We start from the raw sequence: 22938 nt of genomic DNA on the forward strand, positions 1-22938 counted from the left end.
AATTTATTTGACCCCTTCTAAATATCCTGAATTAAACATAGTTTCTATTTGTGATTTTAATGGAGAAATAGAAATAACCGCTTCTTTTATAATTTCTTTATATATTTTGTAATTTCCTCTTGTTTTAGCTTTAGCTAATCTATCTACAATATTATTTTCTACATTTAATGATGTAAAAATATTTTGAAATCTGTTTTTAATAACGTAACCCACTTTAGCAAGCGAATAAGTAAAATTTGATGCAATGGCAAATAGCTGTTCTATTTGAATTTCAGCACCTAACAGGTTTCAACTGTCTATTGATTTTTGATAATTAAAAGCAATATCCCTAATTTCATTTGTAAATTTATTTAATAGATTTGAAATATCACTTGATGCACTTAACATATACGAAACGAAGTCTCTATCACTTTTTGTTGAAATTTCAATAAAATTTTCAATACCAAAACATAATTTATTAATTTGATTTTCATAAGCACCAGATACATAATCATTTCGTGATGACTCAATTTTTTTAAATAATAAATTATTATATAATTTTGCTAAATTCATTCAAGAAACTTGGTTTTGGAAAAAAGTTCAAATGTTTGCGTGTGTTTCGGAATCAATTCTAATATTTGATATATATGTTTTTGGTTGATAATCATTCATATTGCTATCTTCTAAAAACATCGGGCTTGAAGTAACTCCAACTGAAGCGTATTCGGGGGCTTGATATAATAATGGTGTTTCAAAAAAATCTTGTTTTTCGGTTTTTATTTTTTTAGTTTTTATTTTTGATTTATTTTTATATGGCTTTAAATTATTTTCAGAATTTTTAATTCTTAATATTTTTAATTCTTTATTACCTACAAAAAATAAAATTAAACAAATAATTTGAAGTAATAAAAATAAAAATAAAGGCGAGAAAAATAAACTAACAATTAAAATAGGAGAATTGATTTTAAATAAATTTAATGGTATTCAATAACCATTTATTGCAGAAACAAAATTTGAATCCTTAACATTAATTAATCCATTTTGCAAACTAAATATTAAAAAATAATTAGTGTAAATTGGCAAACTGGTAATTAATCCTCAGAATAGAAATACATTTGCAAATAAAATTAAAATTAGATTAATAAAATTAAAAATTCAATAATTTCTATAGTTTTTTTGTGTAAATGAATTTTTCAAATTTTTCTTTGTTTTAAAAAATATTATAAATGACAAACACAAAATTAATATTCCAAAAGAGAGTGGTATGTACGTTAAAAAAAATCAAAATGAACTATTAAAAGATACACTTATTGCAAATGGACCATGATAAATTAATATTCCACCAAAAATAGTATTTGATAAACCAAAATTATTTAATGATGATATGGCATTATAATTTTTGTTTGCCAACAGTTCAATATTTTTTGTAAAAATATTTATTAAAGAAAAATAAATCAATAAAATAGAAAATAGAAAATTAATAATAAATATAAATAATAACTTTGAATTAATTTTTTGCCCTTTTATTTTATTTGATGCTTCTTGCTTTTTAATAGGCATGCGCACCGCCCCTTTTTTATTTTAAATTAGAACTATTTTTATAATTATATCACATTTTTGTGAATTTTTTAACAGCCCCCTTTCACTCTAAGCAATTGTTTTTTCATTTTTTATCTTTATTAAAATTGTTGTAGTAATCAAAAAAGTATAAAAAGAAGGAATTAAAAATAAAATCATTCAATAAAATGGGAATACTTTAAAAAGAAGTGTAAATTGATATAAATTGGCTATTTCTCCCTTTACAATATTATAAAGTAGAAACGAAAAGCCAAATCCTGCCACAACCGCAACTACTGACGAAATTACATAACCCAAAATTATATAGCCAAGTAATTCGCGTTTATAATAGCCAAGTATTTTTAGTGTTTTAAAAATTGATTCGTTTTCTTTAATAACTAAATAAATCAATAATAATAAAGTAAAGACGGCAAGATACGTAAAGAAATTCATTATATTTAAAATTATATTTGTAATTGATGACAATGTGGTTTTGATAAATTTAGTAATTATCAAATAATCATCAGAAATTATTGTATTTTTTTCTATAATATCTGTGCTTAATTCATAGCTAGAATAGTCGCCGATTTCTCCATTGCTTGCCATTAACACAAAATTTTCATAAACCTTCGGTATTATATTTGTTGAATAAAATGAATTATAAAAATCAGAAATTTTAAAATTTGAACTATTAAGAAAATTAATTATATTGTTTGTAAATTTTAATTCAGTTTCTAAATTATCATTTGAATTTTGATTTAAAATAGAATTCATTCCACTTAGTTGATAAGTTAAATTTTCTTTAATTAATTTCATTGCACTATCTTGATTAATTAGAAATTGCTTTGTGGAATTGATAATTTTATAATCAACATTATTTATACGCACTAATAACGGAACTGTAATCATCAAATCATTATTTTCCAATAAATCAAATTCTAGCAAAACAAATGAATTTTTTAATTTTTTATAACTTGGATCTACAGTTGCATTTATATATTTAAAATCCAAATTAACACTATCATCAATTTTTACTTGCTGACTATCAATCAGACCTAATTCATAATAATCTAGAATATCTGCATTAACATTTAAATTAACACTATTAATATCATTTGTGTAGCCAATCTCATTTAATCCTCCAATGCTTTTTAGCATATCATCGGATACTAAACTAATTCTATTTGGATAGCCTATTGTTTTGCCATTTTTTACATTTAAAATTTTACCAGACAAAGATAAAAATGGTAATTGATTCAATTGTTTATAAATTGTTCCAGCAGAATAATTCATTCCATTAAATGATGGATATAAACCTTTTATTTTTAAATATAAAGATTGTATTTCTGAAAAAACATTTATTAAATTTGGATATTCGTCATTATAATTTGTTAAATTGCTATTTAAAACTTTATTAGAGTCATCATTATTAATATATAATCCTTCTACATTTGGAAATTTATTTAAACTTGGATAACAGTTTTCAGGTGTTACAGAACCTATACAAAATCCAACTAATAAATTATTATTATCAATTTGAGGTAAAATTCTTTTACTGTCATTATCTTCATATGTTGAATCAACATATTTATATTTTGGATGAACTGAAAAATCATTTTCACTACCGTTTAATAAAGGCGACATATAAGAACTTGAATTTTTATATGGATAGAAATGTTGTTGAATTAAACTAGTTGTATAATTAACACTATCATTAAAAATTAAGCCAAATAATCCAATAGTTGAAGATAAAAATATAATAATAAATGAAACAATAATTTTATAAAAATTTTTAAAACCAAATGACACAAATAAATTATTATGAAATATTTTTCTAAAAACAGGTTTAAAGAAACTTAGTGATTTTTCTGTATGCGAAATTGAATATATTTTTTCAGGCTTTAGATTAGAATTTGAAATATTTACAAATATTAAAATAAAAAATATTCCAAAATAAGCCATTACAATCATGATTATAAATAACCAAATATATCACTGAATTTTAAAATAATCTAATTCAAACGTATATGCATTAGAAATTGATTTAAATAAAACATTTTGTGTGACAAACATTCCCAAAATACTAAACATTAATGCAAGTAAAAGCGGATAAACTAAACTAGTAATATTTATAAATGCTAAATTAATTTTTTTTATGCCAATATTTCTTAAAAAAAATAAAATCTCTTTATCATTTTCAATTAGCTGTTTAATTATAAAAAATAAAATGGCTGCTGACAAACATAACATTATTACTATTAATAATATGTTGACGTAATCTAAAATAGTAATTATCAAAGTATATTGACTATATTCCATAGGATTATAACCCCCAGCATATAACGCTGCATATTCTGCAAGATCTTGTGAACTTAATCCATCTACAAATCATGATGAATGATTATTAATTATTGACGTAATCATTCTTTTATAATTAATTTTATGTGATTTGTTTTGCAAATCTTCAAATAAATAATGCGCCCCAGAAAAAGTTTTATCTATATTTTTATCATAAAGTGGCGGCATTTCATATTTTTCTGCATTAAAATTTTTTGATAAAATTTTTACAAGCTCCTCTGAATCACAAAGAACAGTATATTCAGTATTTTTAACCATTTTAAAATAAGAATCTGTTCAGCCAACGATATTATAATCTAATTTTGTAGATCCGTTTAGATATATATGTAAATCTAAATTTGAATTTAAAAATTTATTATATGAATTTTGCGTTAAATAAATATTCAATTTGCCTTCAACAACATCATTAACTTTATATAAATGAAATGGCTTTAATTTTGTATCTGAAAAATCTGTGGCATACATACATAAATCATCACCACCAGCAAATCCAGGAATTGCAAATTTAGTTGTATTAAAAGCAAAATCGTCTTTTTTTAATTCATTATAAACATATTCCAAAAATGCATTCCCAAAATTTTTTTGTGATATTTGTCAAAGTGCTATTAATTTATCGTAATATTTATAAATAATGACATTATCTTTTACATTTTGAACATAACCATCAACATTTCCAAGAGATGTTAGTAATTCTGAATCGTAATTAATATCTAAAAAAACATCATCACTAAATCCGTTTTTTGCTAAATCTTGATTTAAAAACTTGACTAAGTCATTTTTGTACTGATCAGATCATTGAATTTTGTCGCTAAATTGAGAAGTAACTTCACTTGAAAGTTGACTATCAACTCTGTTATTAATTTTATAAAGCTCATAAGTTAATTTATCAGATAAATTAAAAGTAAGTCCAAGCATACCAAAAATTAAACTTAATGAAGTTAATAAAAATAGGAAAAAAATAAAAAGAACACCAAAATTATTTTTTAAACTATGAAATGAATTTTTAAATAACAATTTCAAATTCATAAAATACTATTACCTCTTCCAATAACTAAACATAATAGTTTCATTATAACACCGCAAAATATTATTCACTATTAAATGGTACCTATTAAATTACAATTATTATAAATTTCAAATAAAAAACACCAAATAATTGGTGTTTTAAATTATAGGTATTTGTATGTATCTTCTTTTATGTGATCGTATAAACCATCTTCAAGACGTTTTCTAATAACTTTTTCAAATGCTCTTGTTCCATCAATAACACAATTTAATGGGTCTGGAGCAACTCTCGTTTTTAATTGAAAAATACCTTCAAAGTATTTATCAATATTTCTAATTAATGCTCCACCACCACAAACCATAATACCATTTCTCATAACATCTCCAGCTAATTCTGGTGGTGTATTTTCTAAAACTTCTATGATTAAGTCTGTAATTTTTGAAAAAGCAGTTAATAAAATATTTCGAACTTCTTCTGAAGAAATTCTTGCTTCTTTTGGCAATCCCGAGATTATATCGCGTCCATAAATTTGAATTGAACGTTCATTTGGGTATTTCACCAAAGAACCAACTGTTTTTTTAACGACTTCCGCTGTACGTTTACCAATTGCAAGATTATATTCAGATCTAATGTATTTTGTAATTTCACTGTCAAATGCTTTACCTGCTATTTTTACTGATCTAGAAATAACTATATCACCTGTAGAAATAAGGGCAATATCTGTAGTTCCACCACCGATATCAACCACTAAAATTCCTTGTGGTAATTCAATATTTATACCAGCACCCAAAGCCGACATTTTAACTTCTTCTTCAACAATTACTAATGATGCTCCCATTTCTTTTGCAACTAATTTTAAAGCTTGTCTTTCAAGTTCAGTAACACCCGATGGACATGCTAATAAAACAATTGAATTTTTTCAAATATTCATCATTTTTAGACGAGAAAATAAATGGCGTAATAAATCTTTTGCAGCATCCATATCTGCAATAACTCCATCTACTAATGGGGTTACAATTCGTATATGATCATGAGTTTTTCCAAGCATATCATATGCATCATCACCCATTGCAATAATTTTATTTGTATTATTATCATAAGCCATTAATGATGGTTGGTCATAAACTAAACCTTGTCCAGAAACATATGCCAAAATATTTGAGGTACCTAAATCTAGTGAAATAAACGTTCTTTCTTCTTTATCCATTTTATTAATTCCTTTCTACAAAATAAATTTAAAAAAAGATCCACGAAGCTAAACTTTGCAGATCTCTTATAAAATTGATTATTAATAACCTAATTCTTGATGATGACGTTCTGCTTTGACAATTTCAAAGATTTCGCTTTCAAATTTTTTAGTTCCATTAATAACGGCTAATAATGGTTGTTCACCAATTTTTGTAGGTAATTGTAGAGTATCAGCAAAGTATTTATCAACACCTTTGATTAAACCTCCACCACCACAAATAGTGATACCGTTTCTGAAAATATCTCCAGCTAATTCTGGTGGAGTATCTTCTAAAACTTGAACAGTTAGGTCAATAATACGTGATACAGGTACTTTTAGTACTTCGCGAATTTCTTCTGGTGTAATTTCGATTTCACGTGGTAATCCAGAAACTACATCACGTCCATAAACTTTCATACGTCTTTCATCTGGATATTTTGACAATGAACCAATATTAATTTTAATTGATTCAGCTGTTTTTGATCCAATTTCTAGACCATATTGTGAACGGATGAATTTTTGACATTCATCATTTAAATAGTTACCAGCAACTTTAATTGATTTTGATAACACAATATCACCAGAGGCAATAACAGCAATATCTGTTGTTCCTCCACCCATATCAACAATTAAGTTACCTGTTGGTGCGTAGATATTAACTCCACCACCCAAAGCAGCCATTTTAACTTCTTCTTCAACAAAGACTCTGTCGGCTCCTAAATTCATAGCAATTTTTTTAAGTGCTGTTTTTTCAAGTTCAGTAATAACTGATGGACATGCCATTAACATAATTGAGTTACGTAATGTTTTTGAAATACGTAATTTTGAAAAAATATAACGTAATTGTGCTTCTGTTGCACGGATATCTGTAATAACTCCATCAACCATCGGCCTTACAACACGAATAGTTTTGTTACCCTTTCCTATCATTTTATATGCTTCGTCTCCAACAGCGATAATGCGGTTTTCTTTAATTCGATATGCAACAATTGAAGGTTCGTTATAAACGATTCCTTGTCCTGCTATATAAACTAAAGTATTTGCAGTACCTAAATCCATTGAGACAAATGTAGGTTTTTTACTTCCTGCCATATTAATTTCTCCTCTCACATAATTGCTTTAATAATAAACATTTACGATTAATGAATGACCATTATGTATAAGTAATCCACAATCTATTAGTATTATACCACAAAAAACAATAATTATCTCACAATATAACTCTGTTTAAATCAATTTTAATAATAAAAAACACACTATTAGTGTGTTTTAGTTAATTTCAACTAATCAAAATAAACTTTGTTTTAATACAATGAAGCATTAATAAATGTTACTGAAATAGTTTGTGTTCCTGTTAGTAATTTTGAATCAGTTGTAGCTGTAATTTTAACAGTAACTCCAGCACTTAAATCACTAGCAACAATTGCTGTTGTATCTAATGTATAATCTGCTGATGTAACACCTGAAACTACTTCAACAAGTTGTGTTTGAACATCTGTTGTAACTTTTTCTACAGCAGCAGTTGCTTCATCTGAAGTTACAGCTTTGTTATTTGCAACAGTATTGTCAACTGCTGTAAATGTAACTTTTGCTAAATCAGTTGTAGTTGAAGCTTCTTTAGTGATTTTTACTGTATATACTTTTAAAGTTTCTAGAACATCTGTATCTGTATCTGCTTTAGTTGCTGCAGGTTTAAATGCAGCAAAGATAGCTTTTACTTCCATTCCTTTTTCTCAATTTGTATAGTCTGCTTTATTAGCATCAAGTAATTTATTGTAATCTGCTTGATTTGTAGTTCCAACTGCTAAATCAGATGTATCTGCGTCAGATTTTACGATACTACCAATTAAACCTTTAACATCATCTCCTACTTTTCCAGTTACACCAGTTACAACTAAAGCATCTGTTGGAGTTGTAGAAAATGATAATTCTACTGTACTTGTATCTGTATCAGATGATGAATCACAAGCAACTACTGTTGATGCTCCTGTAGAAATTAAACCAAAAGTAGCTAATAATGATAATAATTTTTTCATGATATCTTTGTTCCTTTCTTCATAATACGCCAACTTAATTGACTACCTTGACTATAATTCTTTTTATAAAAAAGTCAAGAATTTTTAAAATATTATAAAACTTAAAAATATGAATAAGAAAAAATCTTTATATATTGAATTTAATTCTCGCAAACAATACATAAAGATTTACAATTATTATTTAATCAAATTAAAATGATCTTAAATTTTCTTTATCTTCTATTTTTCTTTCTAATTCTTTTCTTACTTGCTTTTCATATGCTATTGCGCCATCAATAACAGTTGTTAAACAATTTTTTGCAATTTTTACTGGTATTTCAAAATATTCTTCTAGAAAATCTTTTGTTCCATTTAGTTTACCCATACCACCAGTAACTGTTATTCCATTTCTCAAAATATCTATTGTTAACTCACTTGGAGTTTCTTCTAATAACTGTGTAATCAAAGAAGTTATATTATTATATGAAAGTTGAAGAATTTTAGTTAATTCTGTATCTGTTAAATAAATTTCTTTTGGTAATCCAGACAAAACTTCTATTCCTAGAATTTTTTCTTTTAATGGCATTTTAGATTTAACTAGTGTTCCTATTTTAATTTTTAGTTGTTCTCCAAATGAATCTGCAATTGCTAAATTATGTTTAGTTCTAATAAATTTAATAATTTCTTGATCCATTACAGCTCCAGCAGTTCTTGTTCATTTATATGAAACTACATCACCAGATGCTATAGTTGCAGCAGTAGCTTTTCCAGCACCAATATCTAAAACTAAAACTCCTTCTGGTTCATTAACATTAATTCCAGCACCTAAACCTGCAAGCAATACATCATCAACCACTTGAACATAATATGCACCTAAATGTCTAGCAAAATCGATTAGCGCTTTTCTTTCTAATGAAGTTACAGATAATGAACATGCTATACAAATAATTGAATCTTGTAATTTATCTTCGTATTTTTTTAATATCTCCGCGAAAAAAATTTTTAATGTTTCAATACTTGCAACAACTCCCCCAACAATTGGTCGTTCAATCTTAATTGAGGAATTATGTTTACCAATCATTCTTTTTGCATCAAGACCAGCAGCAATTATTTTACGTGTTTTGATGTCCCATGCATAAATTGTAGGTTCATTAAATACAACACCTAAACCTTGAATATAAACTCTAGTCGCACTTGTTCCAAAATCAATTGCAACATATTTTTTTAATTTTCTATCCATAATTCTTATTGCCTCTCCATCTACATAAAATATAGAAATTCATTATGATTATATATTATTTTAATTAAATAATAAATTTTAAATTAAAAAAAATCATGTTAATTAAATTAACATGACAATAATTAAATATATTTTATTATTTAAAAGATGCAAATGTTGATGCAGCATCACGAAGATCTACAACTTCTAATCATTTTTCAATATTTTTTTCATATTGTTTTGCACCTTCAATAACATTCAATAAAGGTTCTGGTGCAATTTTAACACCTAATTGGAAAATTGATTCAAAATAAGTATCAACCCCGCGAATTAATGCTCCACCACCACAAATAGTAATTTTATTTCTGATGATATCACCAGCTAATTCTGCAGGTGTATTTTCCATAACTTCAACAATTAAATCTGTAATTTTTGAGAATGGAGACAATAAAGTGTTTTTAACTTCTTCTGGTGAAAGAACAACTTCTCTTGGTAAACCAGAAATAACATCACGACCATATGCGCGATATGTTCTTGAATTATCTATTTTTGTTAATGCTCCAATTTCTTTTTTTATTCTTTCTGCAGTTTTTATACCAACCAAAACATTATATTCTGCTCGAATATATTTTCTGATTTCCTCATTAAAGTTATTACCTGCCACTTTAATTGAACGTGAAACAACAATGTCTCCTGAAGATAAAATTGCAACATCGGTAGTTCCTCCTCCGATATCCACAACTAAATTTCCTGAAGATAATTGAATGTTAATTCCAGCTCCTATTGCTGATAGTTTAACTTCTTCTTCTACTAAAACTTTTCTAGCTCCCATATCAACTAAAACTTGTCTTAAAGATTCTTTTTCAAGTTCAGTAACTCCTGATGGACAAGCCAATACAACTAATGCTTTTCTTAGAACTCCCTCTAATTTAATACGTTGAAAAATAATTTTAATTAAATCTTTTGCAGCATCCATATCTGCAATAACTCCATCTATTAAAGGTACAGTAATTCTAATATCTGAATTTGTTTTACCAAGCATTTCTGCTGCTTCTTCTCCTGATGCAATTATTGAATTAGTAAAATTATCATACGCAATATATGAAGGTTCATTATAAATAATTCCTTGACCGCCAAGATAAGCAATCGTGTTTGCAGTACCTAAATCTAGAGCAACAAATTCTTTTCTTTGTGTTCATGATGCCATAATATTCTCTCCTCTTGTTTAATATCTCTTTAAATATGTACTATGCTTATGTTACAAAAACAAATGCGATAATTTATTGTTCGATTAATCAAACAAATATTAAAATATCATCCTTGAATAAAGAGGCATAGTAAACTCTTCATGTTATATTCTATCATAAAAATAAAAATATATTAACCATTTTTAAACAATAAAAAAACTAACCCCTAAAGATTAGCCTCTTCATTATTTATAAGCACTGAATGATGAATTTTTATCACGAAGTTCAACAACTTCTAATCATTTATCAATGTTTTTTTCATATTCTTTTGCGCCATCAATAACTGTCATTAACGGATCTGAAGCTTTAGTTACTTTTAATTGGAAAATTGATTCAAAATAAGTATCAATTCCACGAATTAATGCTCCACCACCACAAATAGTAATACCATTTCTAATAATATCACCAGCTAATTCTGCGGGTGTATTTTCCATAACTTCAACAATTAAATCTGTAATTTTTGAGAATGGACCTAACAAGGCATTTTTAACTTCTTCTGGTGAAATAACAACTTCTCTTGGCAAACCAGAAATAATATCACGACCATATGCACGATATGTTCTTGAATTATCTATTTTTGTTAATGCTCCAATGTCTTTTTTAATATTTTCAGCTGTTCTAATACCAACCATAACATTATATTCTGCACGAATGTACTTTCTGATTTCTTCATTAAAGTGATTTCCAGCTATTTTTACAGAACGTGAAACAACAATGTCACCTGAAGATATAATTGCAACATCGGTAGTTCCTCCTCCGATATCCACAACTAAATTTCCTGAAGCTAATTGAATGTTAATTCCAGCTCCTATTGCTGATAGTTTAACTTCTTCTTCTACTAAAACTTTTCTAGCTCCCATATCAGCTACTACTTGTTTTAAAGCAGATCTTTCAAGTTCAGTAACTCCTGATGGACAAGCCAATACAACTAATGCATTTTTCAAAATTTCATTTAAACGAATACGTTGAAAAATAATTTTAATTAAATCTTTTGCAGCATCCATATCTGCAATAACTCCATCTACTAAAGGAACTGCTAAACGGATATTTGAGTTTGTTTTACCTATCATATCTCCAGCAGCTTCACCAGCCGCAATAACACTATTTGTAAAAATATCATATGCTATAACTGAAGGTTCATTATAAATAATTCCTTGCCCACCCAAATAAGCAACTGTGTTTGCAGTACCTAAATCTAAAGCAACAAATTCTTTTCTTTGTGTTCATGATGCCATAAGTATTTCTCCTTTCGACTTTCTATGCTGTTTGCACAAAATTATAAAAAGCTTATTGACTTTAATATAACTTATACATAAAATATTATACCACAAAATTAAGATAATGTATTAGAATAATAACGAATAAGAAGTGGATAAGATGAATAAAGTAATTATTGTTGAAGGAAAAACAGATTCAAATAAGTTAAAAAGCATTTATGGCAATAACATAAACATCATTGAAACTAATGGATTGGGTTTAACAAATGAAAAACTATTACAGATTAAAAAAATAAACGATTCTGTAGGAGTTGTTATTTTTACAGATCCCGATGGCGCAGGAAATAAAATAAGAGACATCATTTCAAATTTTTTAAATGATAAAGTTACACATGCCTTTATCACAAAAAAAGATATCCAAAATAAAAAGAAAATAGGAATTGCAGAAGCAAATAGCAGTGCAATTATTAATGCCTTAAACAATGCATTAGAAATTAAAAAAAATGATAAATTAAGTTTGGAATGAAAAGACTATTTAAATTTAGATTGTTTTTTAAAAAGCAACCACAATAAAATTTGTGAATATCTAAATTTAGAAAAAACAATAAATAATAAAAGATTATTTAAATGAATTAATTTATTTAACATAACAAAAAATGAAGTCCAGAAAATTTTAAAGAGATAAAAAGAGGAATTATTTATGATTGCAAAAAAACAATTTGGCCAAAACTTTATAACAGATAAAAATTTAATAGGCAAAATAATTTCACTTTTAGGTGATAAAAAAGAGATGTTGATTATTGAAATTGGTCCGGGTCGTGGCGCACTTACAAGAAATTTGGTAAGGAAATTTTCACAAGTTATTGCAATTGAAATTGATAGGGATTTAGAAATTTATTTGAAAAGCGAAATTAAAGATTCTAATTTTGAATTAGTTATGAAAGATGTTTTAGATTTAAATTTAGATGAATTTATAAAAACAAAAAATATAAATAATTTTCCAGTTGCAATAATTTCAAACCTTCCCTATTACATAACTAGCGAAATTTTATTTAAAGTTTTTTCATCATCACATAAAATTGTGTCAGCAATTTTTATGATGCAAAAAGAGGTGGCTGAACGAATAACATCTAAAGTTGATGGGAAAAAATATAATAATTTAACAGTGATTTCAAATTATTTCTCGAAACCAAAATATGAATTTACAGTTAAAAGAAATTTATTTAATCCAGAACCAAAAGTTGATTCTGCAATTGTTTCTTTTGATTTTTCAAAATCATTATCTAAAAATTATGAGTTTGACATTTTTTTTACAAAAACAATAAGAAAATTATTTAATAACAAAAGAAAAACAATTTTGAATAACTTGCAAAATGTTTTAATAACTAAAAAGGACGGACAAAATATTTTAAAAAATGTTGATATAGATATAAATTTAAGACCAGAAAATATTTCAATAGAAGAATTTATTTTATTAATAGAGGAAATACAAAAATGAAAGTAAAAGCATTTGCAAAAATTAATTTAACTTTAAAAGTGTTTCCAAAAAAAGAAAAAAGAAAATTGCATAAAATAAAATCAATAATTACTTTAGTCGACGATTTATATGACACTATTGAAATTAAAAAATCACCAGATCATTTATGACATATAGAAACCAATATTCCAGAATTAAATAATGAAGAAAATTATGTTTCAATAATTGCAAATTTCATAAGAAAAGATTTTGACTTAAATGATGATCCAATTAAATTAGTTCTTACAAAAAATATTCCAATTAAATCTGGTTTGGGTGGTGGTTCTAGCGATGCAATGGCAACAATAAAATTATTAGACGAATTTTTCAAATTAAATATATCAAAATCACAAAAATTAAAATATGCAAAAATGATTGGCAGTGATTGCTTTTTTTTCTTAGAAAACTTTAAAACAGCTTTAGTTACAAAATATGGAAATAAAATTAAGCGTTTAAAAAATATATCATTCGTGAAACGTGATTTATTTTTCTCTAATATAAAGTGTGACACAAAATTAGTTTATGAATCTTTTGATAAAAATTATAATAAGCAATGAAGAAAATTTAATAATAATTTAATAATCCCCTGTTTCAAAATTTATCCAGAACTAGAAAAAGAGTTCAATGATTTAAAAACAATAAATAAGCAAATTTCAATGACTGGTAGTGGATCTACATTCATAAAATGACCTATGTTAAAATAAAAATTTAATTAATTCTTGTTAATTTTAGTTGACTTTGGTTTATTTTGGTTGTAAGATGGCACAGAGGTGATAAGATGAAAGCGCAAAGATTAGATTTAATTACTGAATTTGTGAATAAACACGGATATTGTTCTAATGAGCTTATTTCCGAAAATTTGAATATACCACTTACTACCTTAAGACGAGATTTAGATGAACTAGATAAAATTTCTAAAATTATTAGAATTTATGGCGGAGCTAAATCAATCTTGAATAACGTGATTTATGAACAAAAATTGGATGAAAAATTAGAAAAAAATATAACAGCAAAAAAAAATATAGCTAAAAAGGCGTTGGATTGCATCAAAGAAAATGAAATTATTTTTATTGATGCAGGTTCAACTACATTGCAACTCGCAAAATTAATAAAGCCAAATTTGAATTTAAAGATTTACACAAATTCAATAGAAAACGCAATTCAATTATCAAAAAATAATGTAAATAACATTAACTTAATTCCGGGTCGTTTAAAAAATGCTACCGGATCAATTGTTGGAGTTGATGCAATTTCCTATCTTGATAATTTTCATTTTGATGCAGCTTTTATTGGTGTTAATGCAGTTGATGAAGAATTTAATTTTTACACAACAGATACAGATGAAGCTACTATAAAGAAAAAAATAATTGAACATTCAACTTTACCTTTTGCATTAATAGATAGTTCAAAACTTAATTCTATCTCAATTGTTAAATTTAGTTCGAAAAATAAAATGCCAATTATACATGAGGAATACTAATATGATTTATACTATTACACTAAACCCAGCAATTGACCACATAATCTTAATGGAGAATGATTTGATTGCAAACAAAACTAATTATTATAGTGATGAATATTTTGTTATTGGTGGCAAAGGAATCAACGTTGGAATTATATTAAAAAATTTAGAAAACAACGTTATGATTACAGGAATTATTGGGAAAAATAATAAAAATTTATTTTTGGAAAAATTCTCAGAAATAGACATTAAAAATAATTTTTTTATCAACAAAGGGAATACAAGAACAAATTACAAAATTAAAAATTTGAGTACCAAACAAGAAACAGAATTAAATGGCCAAGGATTTAAAACAGAATTAATCAATACTGAAAAATTATTGAATTATTTAGATGAAAATATTATTGATGGTGATATTGTAGTTACTACCGGAAGTATTCCAAAAAATATTGAATCAAATATCTATGAATTAATAGGAAATATTGCAAATAAACACAAAGCGATATTTATTTGTGACGCCGCAAAAGATAATTTAAAATTTGCATTAAAAGAAAAACCATTTTTAATTAAACCTAATATAGATGAATTAAATGATTTATTAAACACAAGCATAAGCGAAGATGACTTAAATGGTATAACTTTTTTGATAAAGAAAACAAAATTGTTAGGTGCACAAAATATATTATTGAGTATGGGATCAAAAGGTAGCTATTATTTTTCAAATGAAAATGAAATTATAAAAATAGGTGTAGCTAAAGGAAAATTAGTTAATTCCGTTGGCGCTGGTGATAGTATGCTTGCAGGATATATTCACGGTCTTTCATTAAAAATGAATATTGAAGATTGTCTTAAATATGCTGCTGCTGCTGGAGGAGCCACCGCATTTACATCTTGACTTGCAACAAAAAAAGAAATCGAAAATCACATTCAAGAAATCGTTTTAGAAAAAATAAAACAAGGGGATTTTTAATATGCTTTTAAAAAATATGATCACACAAGACACAATATTTTTAGATTTAGAAGCTAATTCACAAAAGGAATTAATTGACATAATTGCAGAAAAATTATTAATAATAAAATTAATTAAAAACAAAGAAAAATTTATAAAAGAAATAATAAACAGAGAAAATCAAGAATCAACAGCCATTGGTGATGGTATAGCAATACCACACATCCTAAATTCAACAGTCAATGAATCTAGAATAATAATTGTTCGTTTAAAAAATAGCCTTGATTGAAATGCATTTGATAATAAAAAAGTTAATTTAGTATTTTTTATTATCACAAATGGAGTTGATGGTAATGAACATCTTGAGGCACTCGGAGAACTATCAAAATTTTTAATAAAAAAAGAAAATATTTTAAGTTTAAATGAAATTAAGAGCGCCAAAAAAATAGAAAACTTATTTAATGATTACAGCATATCAGTTAAGGAAAATACTATATCTTCTAAAAGTGAAAATTATTACGATGTTGTTGGAATCACTGCATGTCCAACAGGAATAGCCCATACATATTTGGCACAAGAAAAAATTATTGATTACGCTAAATCACTAGAATTAACAGCTAAAGTAGAAACTCAAGGCCGTAGAGGAACTGAGTTTAAATTGTCGCAAGAAGAAATAAACAATGCAAAAGTTATTTTTCTAGCACACGATAAAGCGATTACAGGAATGGATAGATTCAATAACAAAAAAGTAATTGAAACTGGAACTAAAAATGCTATTTTTAAGGGTAAAGAAATTATAGAAAATGCATTAAAAGGAGAAAATTTAAAAACTATTCATGCAAATACCAAAGATGGTGATTCTGAATTATCTTTAAAAAAATTTAAAGATATTAAAGGTAATTTATTGGCGGGAGTTTCTAGAATGTTACCATTTGTCGTTGCTGGTGGAATAGTATTAGGGATAGCCTTCCTAATAGACTTTGCAGCAGGTTCAAAGGGTGGCAGTGATTTTGGAACAACAAATAAAGTAGCCGGTTGATTTGCTGCTTTAGGTAAATTATCAATGTCACTAATGATTCCAATATTAGGTGCCTATATCACTTATTCAATCGTTGGTCCACAAGGATTAATGCCCGGAATGATTGCAGGCTTAACATCTTCAAATATTATGTCGTTTGCATATGGTTCAAATAATGATTGATCAAATATGTGAGGGAAATTATTACCTTTTGAAAGTCATGAATCTGGATTCATTGGTGCAATATTTGGAGCTTATTTAGCCGCCTTTATAGTTTTTGGTTGAACAAAAGCTTTTGAGAAATTACCAAAAAGCTTGCAAGGTGCAAGAGATATTGTATTTATACCAATTTTAAGTATTTTATCTATTGGAATTACAATGTTTATTATTAATATTCCTATTGGTTATTTAATGATGGAATTAAGTGAAGGTATTAAGTGACTTGCAAATAATAATTTAATATTATTAGTATCTGCATTATTTGGCATAATGATGTGTTTTGATATGGGTGGTCCCATAAATAAAATCGCTTATTCGTTAGGTGTACTTGCAGTTGCTGGACAGCTAGTGAAAGATGGAAATAACCCAGCTACTGGTGCATTATTAGGCCAACAACAAATTTTAATGGCAGCTGCATTACTTGCAGGAATGTTGCCACCATTAATGATTGCTTTATGTACAATTATATTTCCAAGAGCTTGAACTGCAAAAGATCGTGATGCTGCAAAAGTCAATTGAGTTATGGGTTTGTGTTTTGTCACAGAAGGTGCAATACCATTTATGATTAAAGATCCAAAACGAATTTCTGTATCAGCTATGATAGGTGGTTTATTTGTTGGTCTTACAACTGGATTATTTAAACTATCTGTTGGAGCACCACATGGTGGAATATTTGTTTTTGCATTAATGAAAACAGGAATTAATAATCCAAATTATGATTTAACTGCAAGTTCAATAGGCATAGGAATAATATTGGCTTTTGGAATTTTAATAATTGGAACTATAATTTCATCTCTAATTTTAGGATTTTGAAGAACACACGATATCAAAAAAGGAAGTTTCGTGCTTGACGAAACAAATGGTTTAAAAGAAAAATATCAAAATAAATTAATTAGTTTAAATGATAAATTAAATTTACAAAAGCCAAATCATAATAAAATGGAAAAACAAATTGAAAAATTGAATATAAAAATAAATGCATATAATGATTACGAAAAAAATCTAAAAACAAAACAAAAATTATATGCAGAAAAAATAAATCATAAAAATAAAAAATAATCCTTACGGATTATTTTTTATTTTTATATAATTCAATTTCTGATATAAAGGTTGATGAAATATTTCTGACATCAACATCTGATATAAAAAGAATTGTCTCTAAATCTTTATTCATCATTTTATTTGCATCGGAAAGTTCTATTTCATACTGAAGATCTTCACCATTGCGAATTCCCCTAATCATAAAATTTGCATTATATTTTTTTGCCACATTAGAAGTTAAATCATCAGAATTAATAATTACTTCAACAACACTCATATGAGCTAAAATTTTTTTAACTTTTTGAAATCTTAAGTCAATTTGAGTTCTATGAACTTTATTTATATTATTTGTAACAACAACATAAATTTTTGAAAATAATTTTAAGGCTTTAGAAATAATTTTCATATGACCGTCATGAAATGGATCAAATGAACCAGGATATATTGCTATCATATTTTCCCCTCACTGAAATTAATAAAATAATTAATTTCACTAAAAATTCTTTCTACTGAATCATAAACATCATCTTCTGTTGCTATTAAAATGTTTTCATACAAATCTTGTGTGTAACCAAGTCATCAAAATTTCAAAATTTTAATTTGCTCTTTAAAATTATCTCTATTAGAAGATGATGAACTTAAAAAATTAATATCTGCCAAAAAATATTTCTTGATTTGTGTTTCTAATTTTCCTCTTAAAACAATTTGCAAAAAACCAGTTATTTCACTTTCAGATGGTGATTTTATTTTTTTTCAATATTGTTGAGCGTATTCTAATAATGACTGCAAGGTAATATGTCTTTTATCAATATCCATATTCAATAAATCTTTTTCAGTTACTCTAAGATCAATCATTAAAAGTCACCTCATGATTAAGTTTATTCCTATAAAGCATAAAAATTAATTATTAATTAAATGTATTAAAACAAATATCTCCCTCAACAATTGTCATTAAAACTTCAAATTCATTATTTAAAACTACTAAATCTGCATATTTATTAACTTCTATTGAGCCGGTTTTATCAAAAATTCTTAATTCTTTAGCTGCATTTAATGAAGAAACTTTAGCTATATCAGTTAATGGTGCCTTAGTTGCTTTTGCAAAACAACTTACATTATAGTTATATGTATCACCAGAAGCGGCTAATGTTCCATCTGCTAAAGTTATTTTTAAACCTTTTTTTGTCACGGGTAATGGGCCAAGATAATAATCACCATCAGGTTCTCCTTTTGCTTTCATAGAATCTGTAATTATCATCATATGATCTGCAGTTTTTATTTTATATACTTCTCTAATTACATCTATATCATTATGAATTCCGTCCGTTATTAATTCCGTCATAATTTCATCAAAAAATAGACCAGCATTGACCATTCCTGGGTTTCTATGATGATAAGGCGACATAGCATTATGCAAATGCGTCATATGTTTTGCGCCATTTTGTAATTCTTTTTCAACTTCTTTAAAAGTTGCATTTGAATGCCCAATTGATGGATTTATATTATTTTCAATTAATAATTTTGTAAATTCACCATTTTGTAATTCCGGTGCATAAGTAACATACGCTATGTGGCCATTTGCAGCATTAATAATTTTCTTCATTTCATCAACATTTGGTTTATGTAATAAATTAATATTGTGTGCACCATTAAATTTTTCATTTATAAAAGGTCCTTCCATATGAGCGCCAATATGTCTTGCCTTTTTTCCTACATTATGATTATCTAAATAATTAGCATAAACTTTAAAATATTTAACTAAATCATCAATGGTTGCTGTAACAGGGCCTTGACAAAAACGCACTACTCCTTCTTTAACTATATTTTCTGCAACATGATTATATCCATCAATGGTTGCTGTTTCAAATTCTATTCCATAACCACCATGCATGTGTACATCAATAAATCCTGGCATTAAAATATTACCATTTAAATTCATTCCTTCTTTGGTTGTCACACCTTCATTAATTGAAGTGATTTTTGAATTGTTAATCTCCAATCAACCACATTCAATGATTTTGTTTTCCAAAACAATTTTGGCATTTTTTAAAATATACATTTGTTAAACTCCTTTATAAGCAAATAATTTATATGCTTTATTATAATTTTATTTTAAATTAAACATTATTATATTTCTAATAAGTAATAAAAAAATAATTAATTTTTAAACTAATGTTTCAAAATTAATTATCTTATTTGCTCAATTTGTTTGAAAATTAATATCATGAGTTGTTAATAAAACTGTTCCTTCAAATAATTCAATAGCTTCCAAAAGTGATTCCTTTGCTAATACATCAATATGATTTGTAGGCTCATCTAAAATTAATAAACTACATGATTCTAAAGATAACGCAGCTAATCTTACTTTTGTTTGTTCGCCACCAGATAACAGATTCATTTTGTTTAACATTAAATCATTTTTAACACCAAATTTTGCAATCGTTTGTCTTATTTGTTGTTCTGCCATATTTGGAAATTTTCTCATCAAAAATTCTATTGGCGTTAAATCATCACTAATTTCTGTTTGTTTAAAATACGCAATAATCACACCATTGCCAATTTCCACTTTTCCAGAAATTGGTTGTAAATTTCCTGTGATTGTATTTAAAAAAGTTGTTTTACCAATGCCATTATAACCTGAAACAATACCTTTTTCTCCCTCTCTTAATTCAAAATTAAGTGGTTTTGTTAAAGCGAAATCATAACCTATTTCTAAATTTTCTAATTTTATAGTTATGGATGTAGCTGGTCTTTTATATTTAAATTTAAAATTTGGTTTTGCTAATTCAGTTCTCTCTTTTAATATTGTCATTTTATCTAATTTCTTTTGTCTTGATTGAGCTGATTTGGCTGTAGAAGCTCTCGCTTTATTTTTATCTACATACGTCTGTAATTTTTGAATTTGATTTTGTTGAGATTCAACAGATTTATCGTATTGTTCTTTTCTTAAATTAGATAATTCTATATATTTTTCATAATTTCCTACATAACGATTAATTTGTTGATTCTCTATTGCATAAATTATATTAACTGTGTTATTTATGAAATCATTATCATGAGAAACAATTAAAAAAGCATTTTCATAATTTTGCAGAAATTTCATCAATCATTCAACCTGTTCAATATCTAAAAAGTTAGTCGGTTCATCCAATAACAAAACATCTGAATTTGATAATAGCAATTTGGCAAGCAAAATTTTTCCTATCTGCCCGCCTGATAATTGTTTTAATTTTTTCGTATAATTTTCTTGTTCAATACCTAAACCACTAATAAAATTACCAATGTTTTTTTCAATCAAATCAAAACCTTTCATATCCAAATATTCTTGATATTCAAGTGCCTTAATGTATTCTTCTTCTTTGTATTCTAAAGCCATGCTCTCATATATTTTAGTAATTTTATCTTGCATCTCATATAAATCACTAAATGTGTCTTTTAAATATTCTTCAACTGTTTGTTCTTGATTTATGTCATGATGTTGATCTAAATAACCTATTTTTATGCGGGGCTGTACTTCAATTTCTCCGACATCAGGAATTGTTTTATTAACAATTAAATTCAATAAAGAGGTTTTACCTGTTCCGTTTGCACCAAGTAGCGCAATGTGTTCACCTTTATTTATACGCATTGTGGCATTGTTATATAATTTTTTGCCACCATTTGAATGGGTAAGATTTTCAAAAAATATTAAACTCATAAAATATTCACGCACTTTCTTTAAATAATATTAAAACTATATCATTATAGCAAAAATGTTTAATTATTGTATATTACTAAAATAAAATTAATTCTAATATTTCACTAATTCAATTTCATAGTGTGTTTTTTTGTTAAAATTGAATTTGAGGGGAACAAACAATGTCAAAAGAAAATTTAAAATACAATATTTTTCCATTATCAAATTCACATCAATTAACAGAAGAAATTTGTGAAATATTAAAAACAAAACCAAAATCTGTAACTACTATGAAATTTGCAGATGGAGAAATGCTAGTTCAAGCACAAGATACAGTTAGAGGAAGAGAAATTTATCTAATTCAATCTACAAGTGCTCCAGTTAATGAAAATTTAATGGAATTGCTAATTGCTTTAGATGCCTTTAAAAGAGCATCAGCACAAAAAATCAATGTTGTTATACCATATTATGGTTATGCAAGACAGGACCGCAAATCAAAAGGACGACAACCTATAACTTCAAGATTGATTGCAAATTTATTAGAAAGAGCTGGAGCACAAAGAATTATAATTGTAGATATGCACTCGGAACAATCTATGGGATTTTTTGATATTCCATCAGATAATTTAAATAGTGCTCAAGTTCTTGCATCAGAAATCGTTAATACCATAATTGAAAATAATTTAGATCCAAAAGATTGTATGCTCATTTCACCTGACCAAGGTGGTTTAAAACGTGTCCATAGTGTTGGAAGATATTTAGAATCAATAATTAAAGATATTGGAGTAATCGCAAAAAGACGTCCAGAACCAAATGTTGCAGAAGTTGAATTTGTCAATGGAAATGTTGAAGACAAAATTTGTTTTATCATAGATGACATGATTGACACAGGTGGCACAATATTAGCTGCTGGAAAAGCATTAAAAAAAGAAGGTGCAAAAGAGGTTTATATCTTCGCGGGACATGGTTTATTCAATGGTAAAGCGCCAGAAAGAATGGCAAACGAAATAAAAGCAGGAACAATCAAAAGAGTTGTAGTTACAAATACTATTGAAATTCCTGAAAATAAAATATTTCCTGGCCTAAAAGTTATTTCAGTCGCTAAATTATTAGCCGATATGATTTCCGCATCTGTTGAATTTGATTCATTAACAGGTGTTTATGAACAATATCATAAAGAAATCAATGAACGAATAAATTTATATTTATCTTCATTCAAAAAATAATAAAA

The 22938-nt window shown here is 26.5% G+C and carries 19 protein-coding genes; 7 read left to right on the plus strand and 12 right to left on the minus strand.

From position 1 onward, the window contains the following. Positions 1-3: 3 nt before the first annotated feature. From AACK85_RS04780 to AACK85_RS04815, 8 genes are all read right to left on the minus strand, one after another. Entirely contained in the window at positions 4-1539 is a 1536-nt protein-coding gene (locus AACK85_RS04780; protein ID WP_338969733.1) for a hypothetical protein, read from the minus strand. An 87-nt stretch (positions 1540-1626) separates the two neighbouring features. Then, positions 1627-4920, minus strand: a complete 3294-nt coding sequence (locus tag AACK85_RS04785; protein WP_338969735.1) for an FtsX-like permease family protein — start codon at positions 4918-4920, stop codon at positions 1627-1629. A 143-nt stretch (positions 4921-5063) separates the two neighbouring features. After that, positions 5064-6107: a rod shape-determining protein gene (locus AACK85_RS04790; RefSeq protein WP_338969737.1), complete on the minus strand. Its 1044-nt coding sequence runs from the start codon at positions 6105-6107 to the stop codon at positions 5064-5066. An 81-nt stretch (positions 6108-6188) separates the two neighbouring features. Continuing rightward, positions 6189-7220 carry a rod shape-determining protein gene (locus tag AACK85_RS04795; RefSeq protein WP_338969739.1) on the minus strand — a complete coding sequence of 344 codons (1032 nt, stop codon included), beginning with the start codon at positions 7218-7220 and terminating at the stop codon, positions 6189-6191. A gap of 212 nt (positions 7221-7432) precedes the next feature. Beyond that, positions 7433-8164: a lipoprotein gene (locus tag AACK85_RS04800; RefSeq protein ID WP_338969741.1), complete on the minus strand. Its 732-nt coding sequence runs from the start codon at positions 8162-8164 to the stop codon at positions 7433-7435. A gap of 190 nt (positions 8165-8354) precedes the next feature. Next, positions 8355-9383, minus strand: a complete 1029-nt coding sequence (locus AACK85_RS04805) for a rod shape-determining protein (protein ID WP_338969743.1) — start codon at positions 9381-9383, stop codon at positions 8355-8357. Positions 9384-9519: 136 nt separating this feature from the next. After that, complete coding sequence (locus AACK85_RS04810) at positions 9520-10569, minus strand: rod shape-determining protein (protein ID WP_338969745.1); 1050 nt, start codon at positions 10567-10569, stop codon at positions 9520-9522. Between the two features lie 225 nt (positions 10570-10794). Continuing rightward, positions 10795-11844: a rod shape-determining protein gene (locus tag AACK85_RS04815; RefSeq protein ID WP_338969747.1), complete on the minus strand. Its 1050-nt coding sequence runs from the start codon at positions 11842-11844 to the stop codon at positions 10795-10797. A 133-nt stretch (positions 11845-11977) separates the two neighbouring features. Between AACK85_RS04815 and rnmV the strand changes: the two genes are divergently transcribed. The 6 genes from rnmV (at position 11978) to AACK85_RS04845 (ending at position 18049) form a co-directional block, all read left to right on the plus strand. Beyond that, a complete protein-coding gene (rnmV, locus tag AACK85_RS04820; RefSeq protein ID WP_422397528.1) occupies positions 11978-12511 on the plus strand; it encodes a ribonuclease M5 in 534 nt (177 codons plus the stop codon). Positions 12512-12526: 15 nt separating this feature from the next. Then, the gene (gene rsmA / locus AACK85_RS04825; RefSeq protein WP_338969751.1) at positions 12527-13330 is read left to right on the plus strand and encodes a 16S rRNA (adenine(1518)-N(6)/adenine(1519)-N(6))-dimethyltransferase RsmA; all 804 of its coding nucleotides are present in this window, start codon (positions 12527-12529) and stop codon (positions 13328-13330) included. Continuing rightward, a complete protein-coding gene (locus AACK85_RS04830) occupies positions 13321-14046 on the plus strand; it encodes a hypothetical protein (protein WP_338969753.1) in 726 nt (241 codons plus the stop codon). Before rsmA ends, AACK85_RS04830 begins: the two co-directional genes overlap by 10 nt. Positions 14047-14120: 74 nt before the next feature. After that, complete coding sequence (locus AACK85_RS04835) at positions 14121-14822, plus strand: DeoR/GlpR family DNA-binding transcription regulator (protein WP_338969754.1); 702 nt, start codon at positions 14121-14123, stop codon at positions 14820-14822. Position 14823: 1 nt separating this feature from the next. Beyond that, a complete protein-coding gene (locus AACK85_RS04840) occupies positions 14824-15774 on the plus strand; it encodes a 1-phosphofructokinase family hexose kinase (RefSeq protein WP_338969756.1) in 951 nt (316 codons plus the stop codon). A 1-nt stretch (position 15775) separates the two neighbouring features. After that, positions 15776-18049, plus strand: coding sequence for a fructose-specific PTS transporter subunit EIIC (locus tag AACK85_RS04845; RefSeq protein ID WP_338969757.1), 2274 nt, complete (start codon positions 15776-15778; stop codon positions 18047-18049). Between the two features lie 10 nt (positions 18050-18059). Here AACK85_RS04845 and coaD read toward each other — a convergent pair whose 3' ends face one another. The 4 genes from coaD to AACK85_RS04865 all read right to left on the minus strand — a co-directional run bounded on the left by coaD (position 18060) and on the right by AACK85_RS04865 (position 21728). After that, on the minus strand, positions 18060-18485 hold the full coding sequence (gene coaD / locus AACK85_RS04850) for a pantetheine-phosphate adenylyltransferase (RefSeq protein WP_338969758.1): 426 nt from the start codon (positions 18483-18485) through the stop codon (positions 18060-18062). Next, positions 18479-18886: a hypothetical protein gene (locus AACK85_RS04855; protein WP_338969760.1), complete on the minus strand. Its 408-nt coding sequence runs from the start codon at positions 18884-18886 to the stop codon at positions 18479-18481. The genes coaD and AACK85_RS04855 overlap by 7 nt, the downstream gene beginning before the upstream one ends. Positions 18887-18938: 52 nt before the next feature. Then, entirely contained in the window at positions 18939-20090 is a 1152-nt protein-coding gene (gene nagA, locus AACK85_RS04860; protein ID WP_338969762.1) for an N-acetylglucosamine-6-phosphate deacetylase, read from the minus strand. 105 nt (positions 20091-20195) lie between these two features. Next, a complete protein-coding gene (locus AACK85_RS04865) occupies positions 20196-21728 on the minus strand; it encodes an ABC-F family ATP-binding cassette domain-containing protein (RefSeq protein ID WP_338969764.1) in 1533 nt (510 codons plus the stop codon). 161 nt (positions 21729-21889) lie between these two features. Here AACK85_RS04865 and AACK85_RS04870 point away from each other — a divergent pair, with 161 nt between their 5' ends. Then, the gene (locus AACK85_RS04870) at positions 21890-22933 is read left to right on the plus strand and encodes a ribose-phosphate diphosphokinase (protein WP_338969765.1); all 1044 of its coding nucleotides are present in this window, start codon (positions 21890-21892) and stop codon (positions 22931-22933) included. Positions 22934-22938 lie beyond the last annotated feature (5 nt).

This window comes from Spiroplasma endosymbiont of Labia minor (assembly GCF_964019845.1).
Lineage (GTDB): Bacteria > Bacillota_I > Bacilli_A > Mycoplasmatales > Mycoplasmataceae.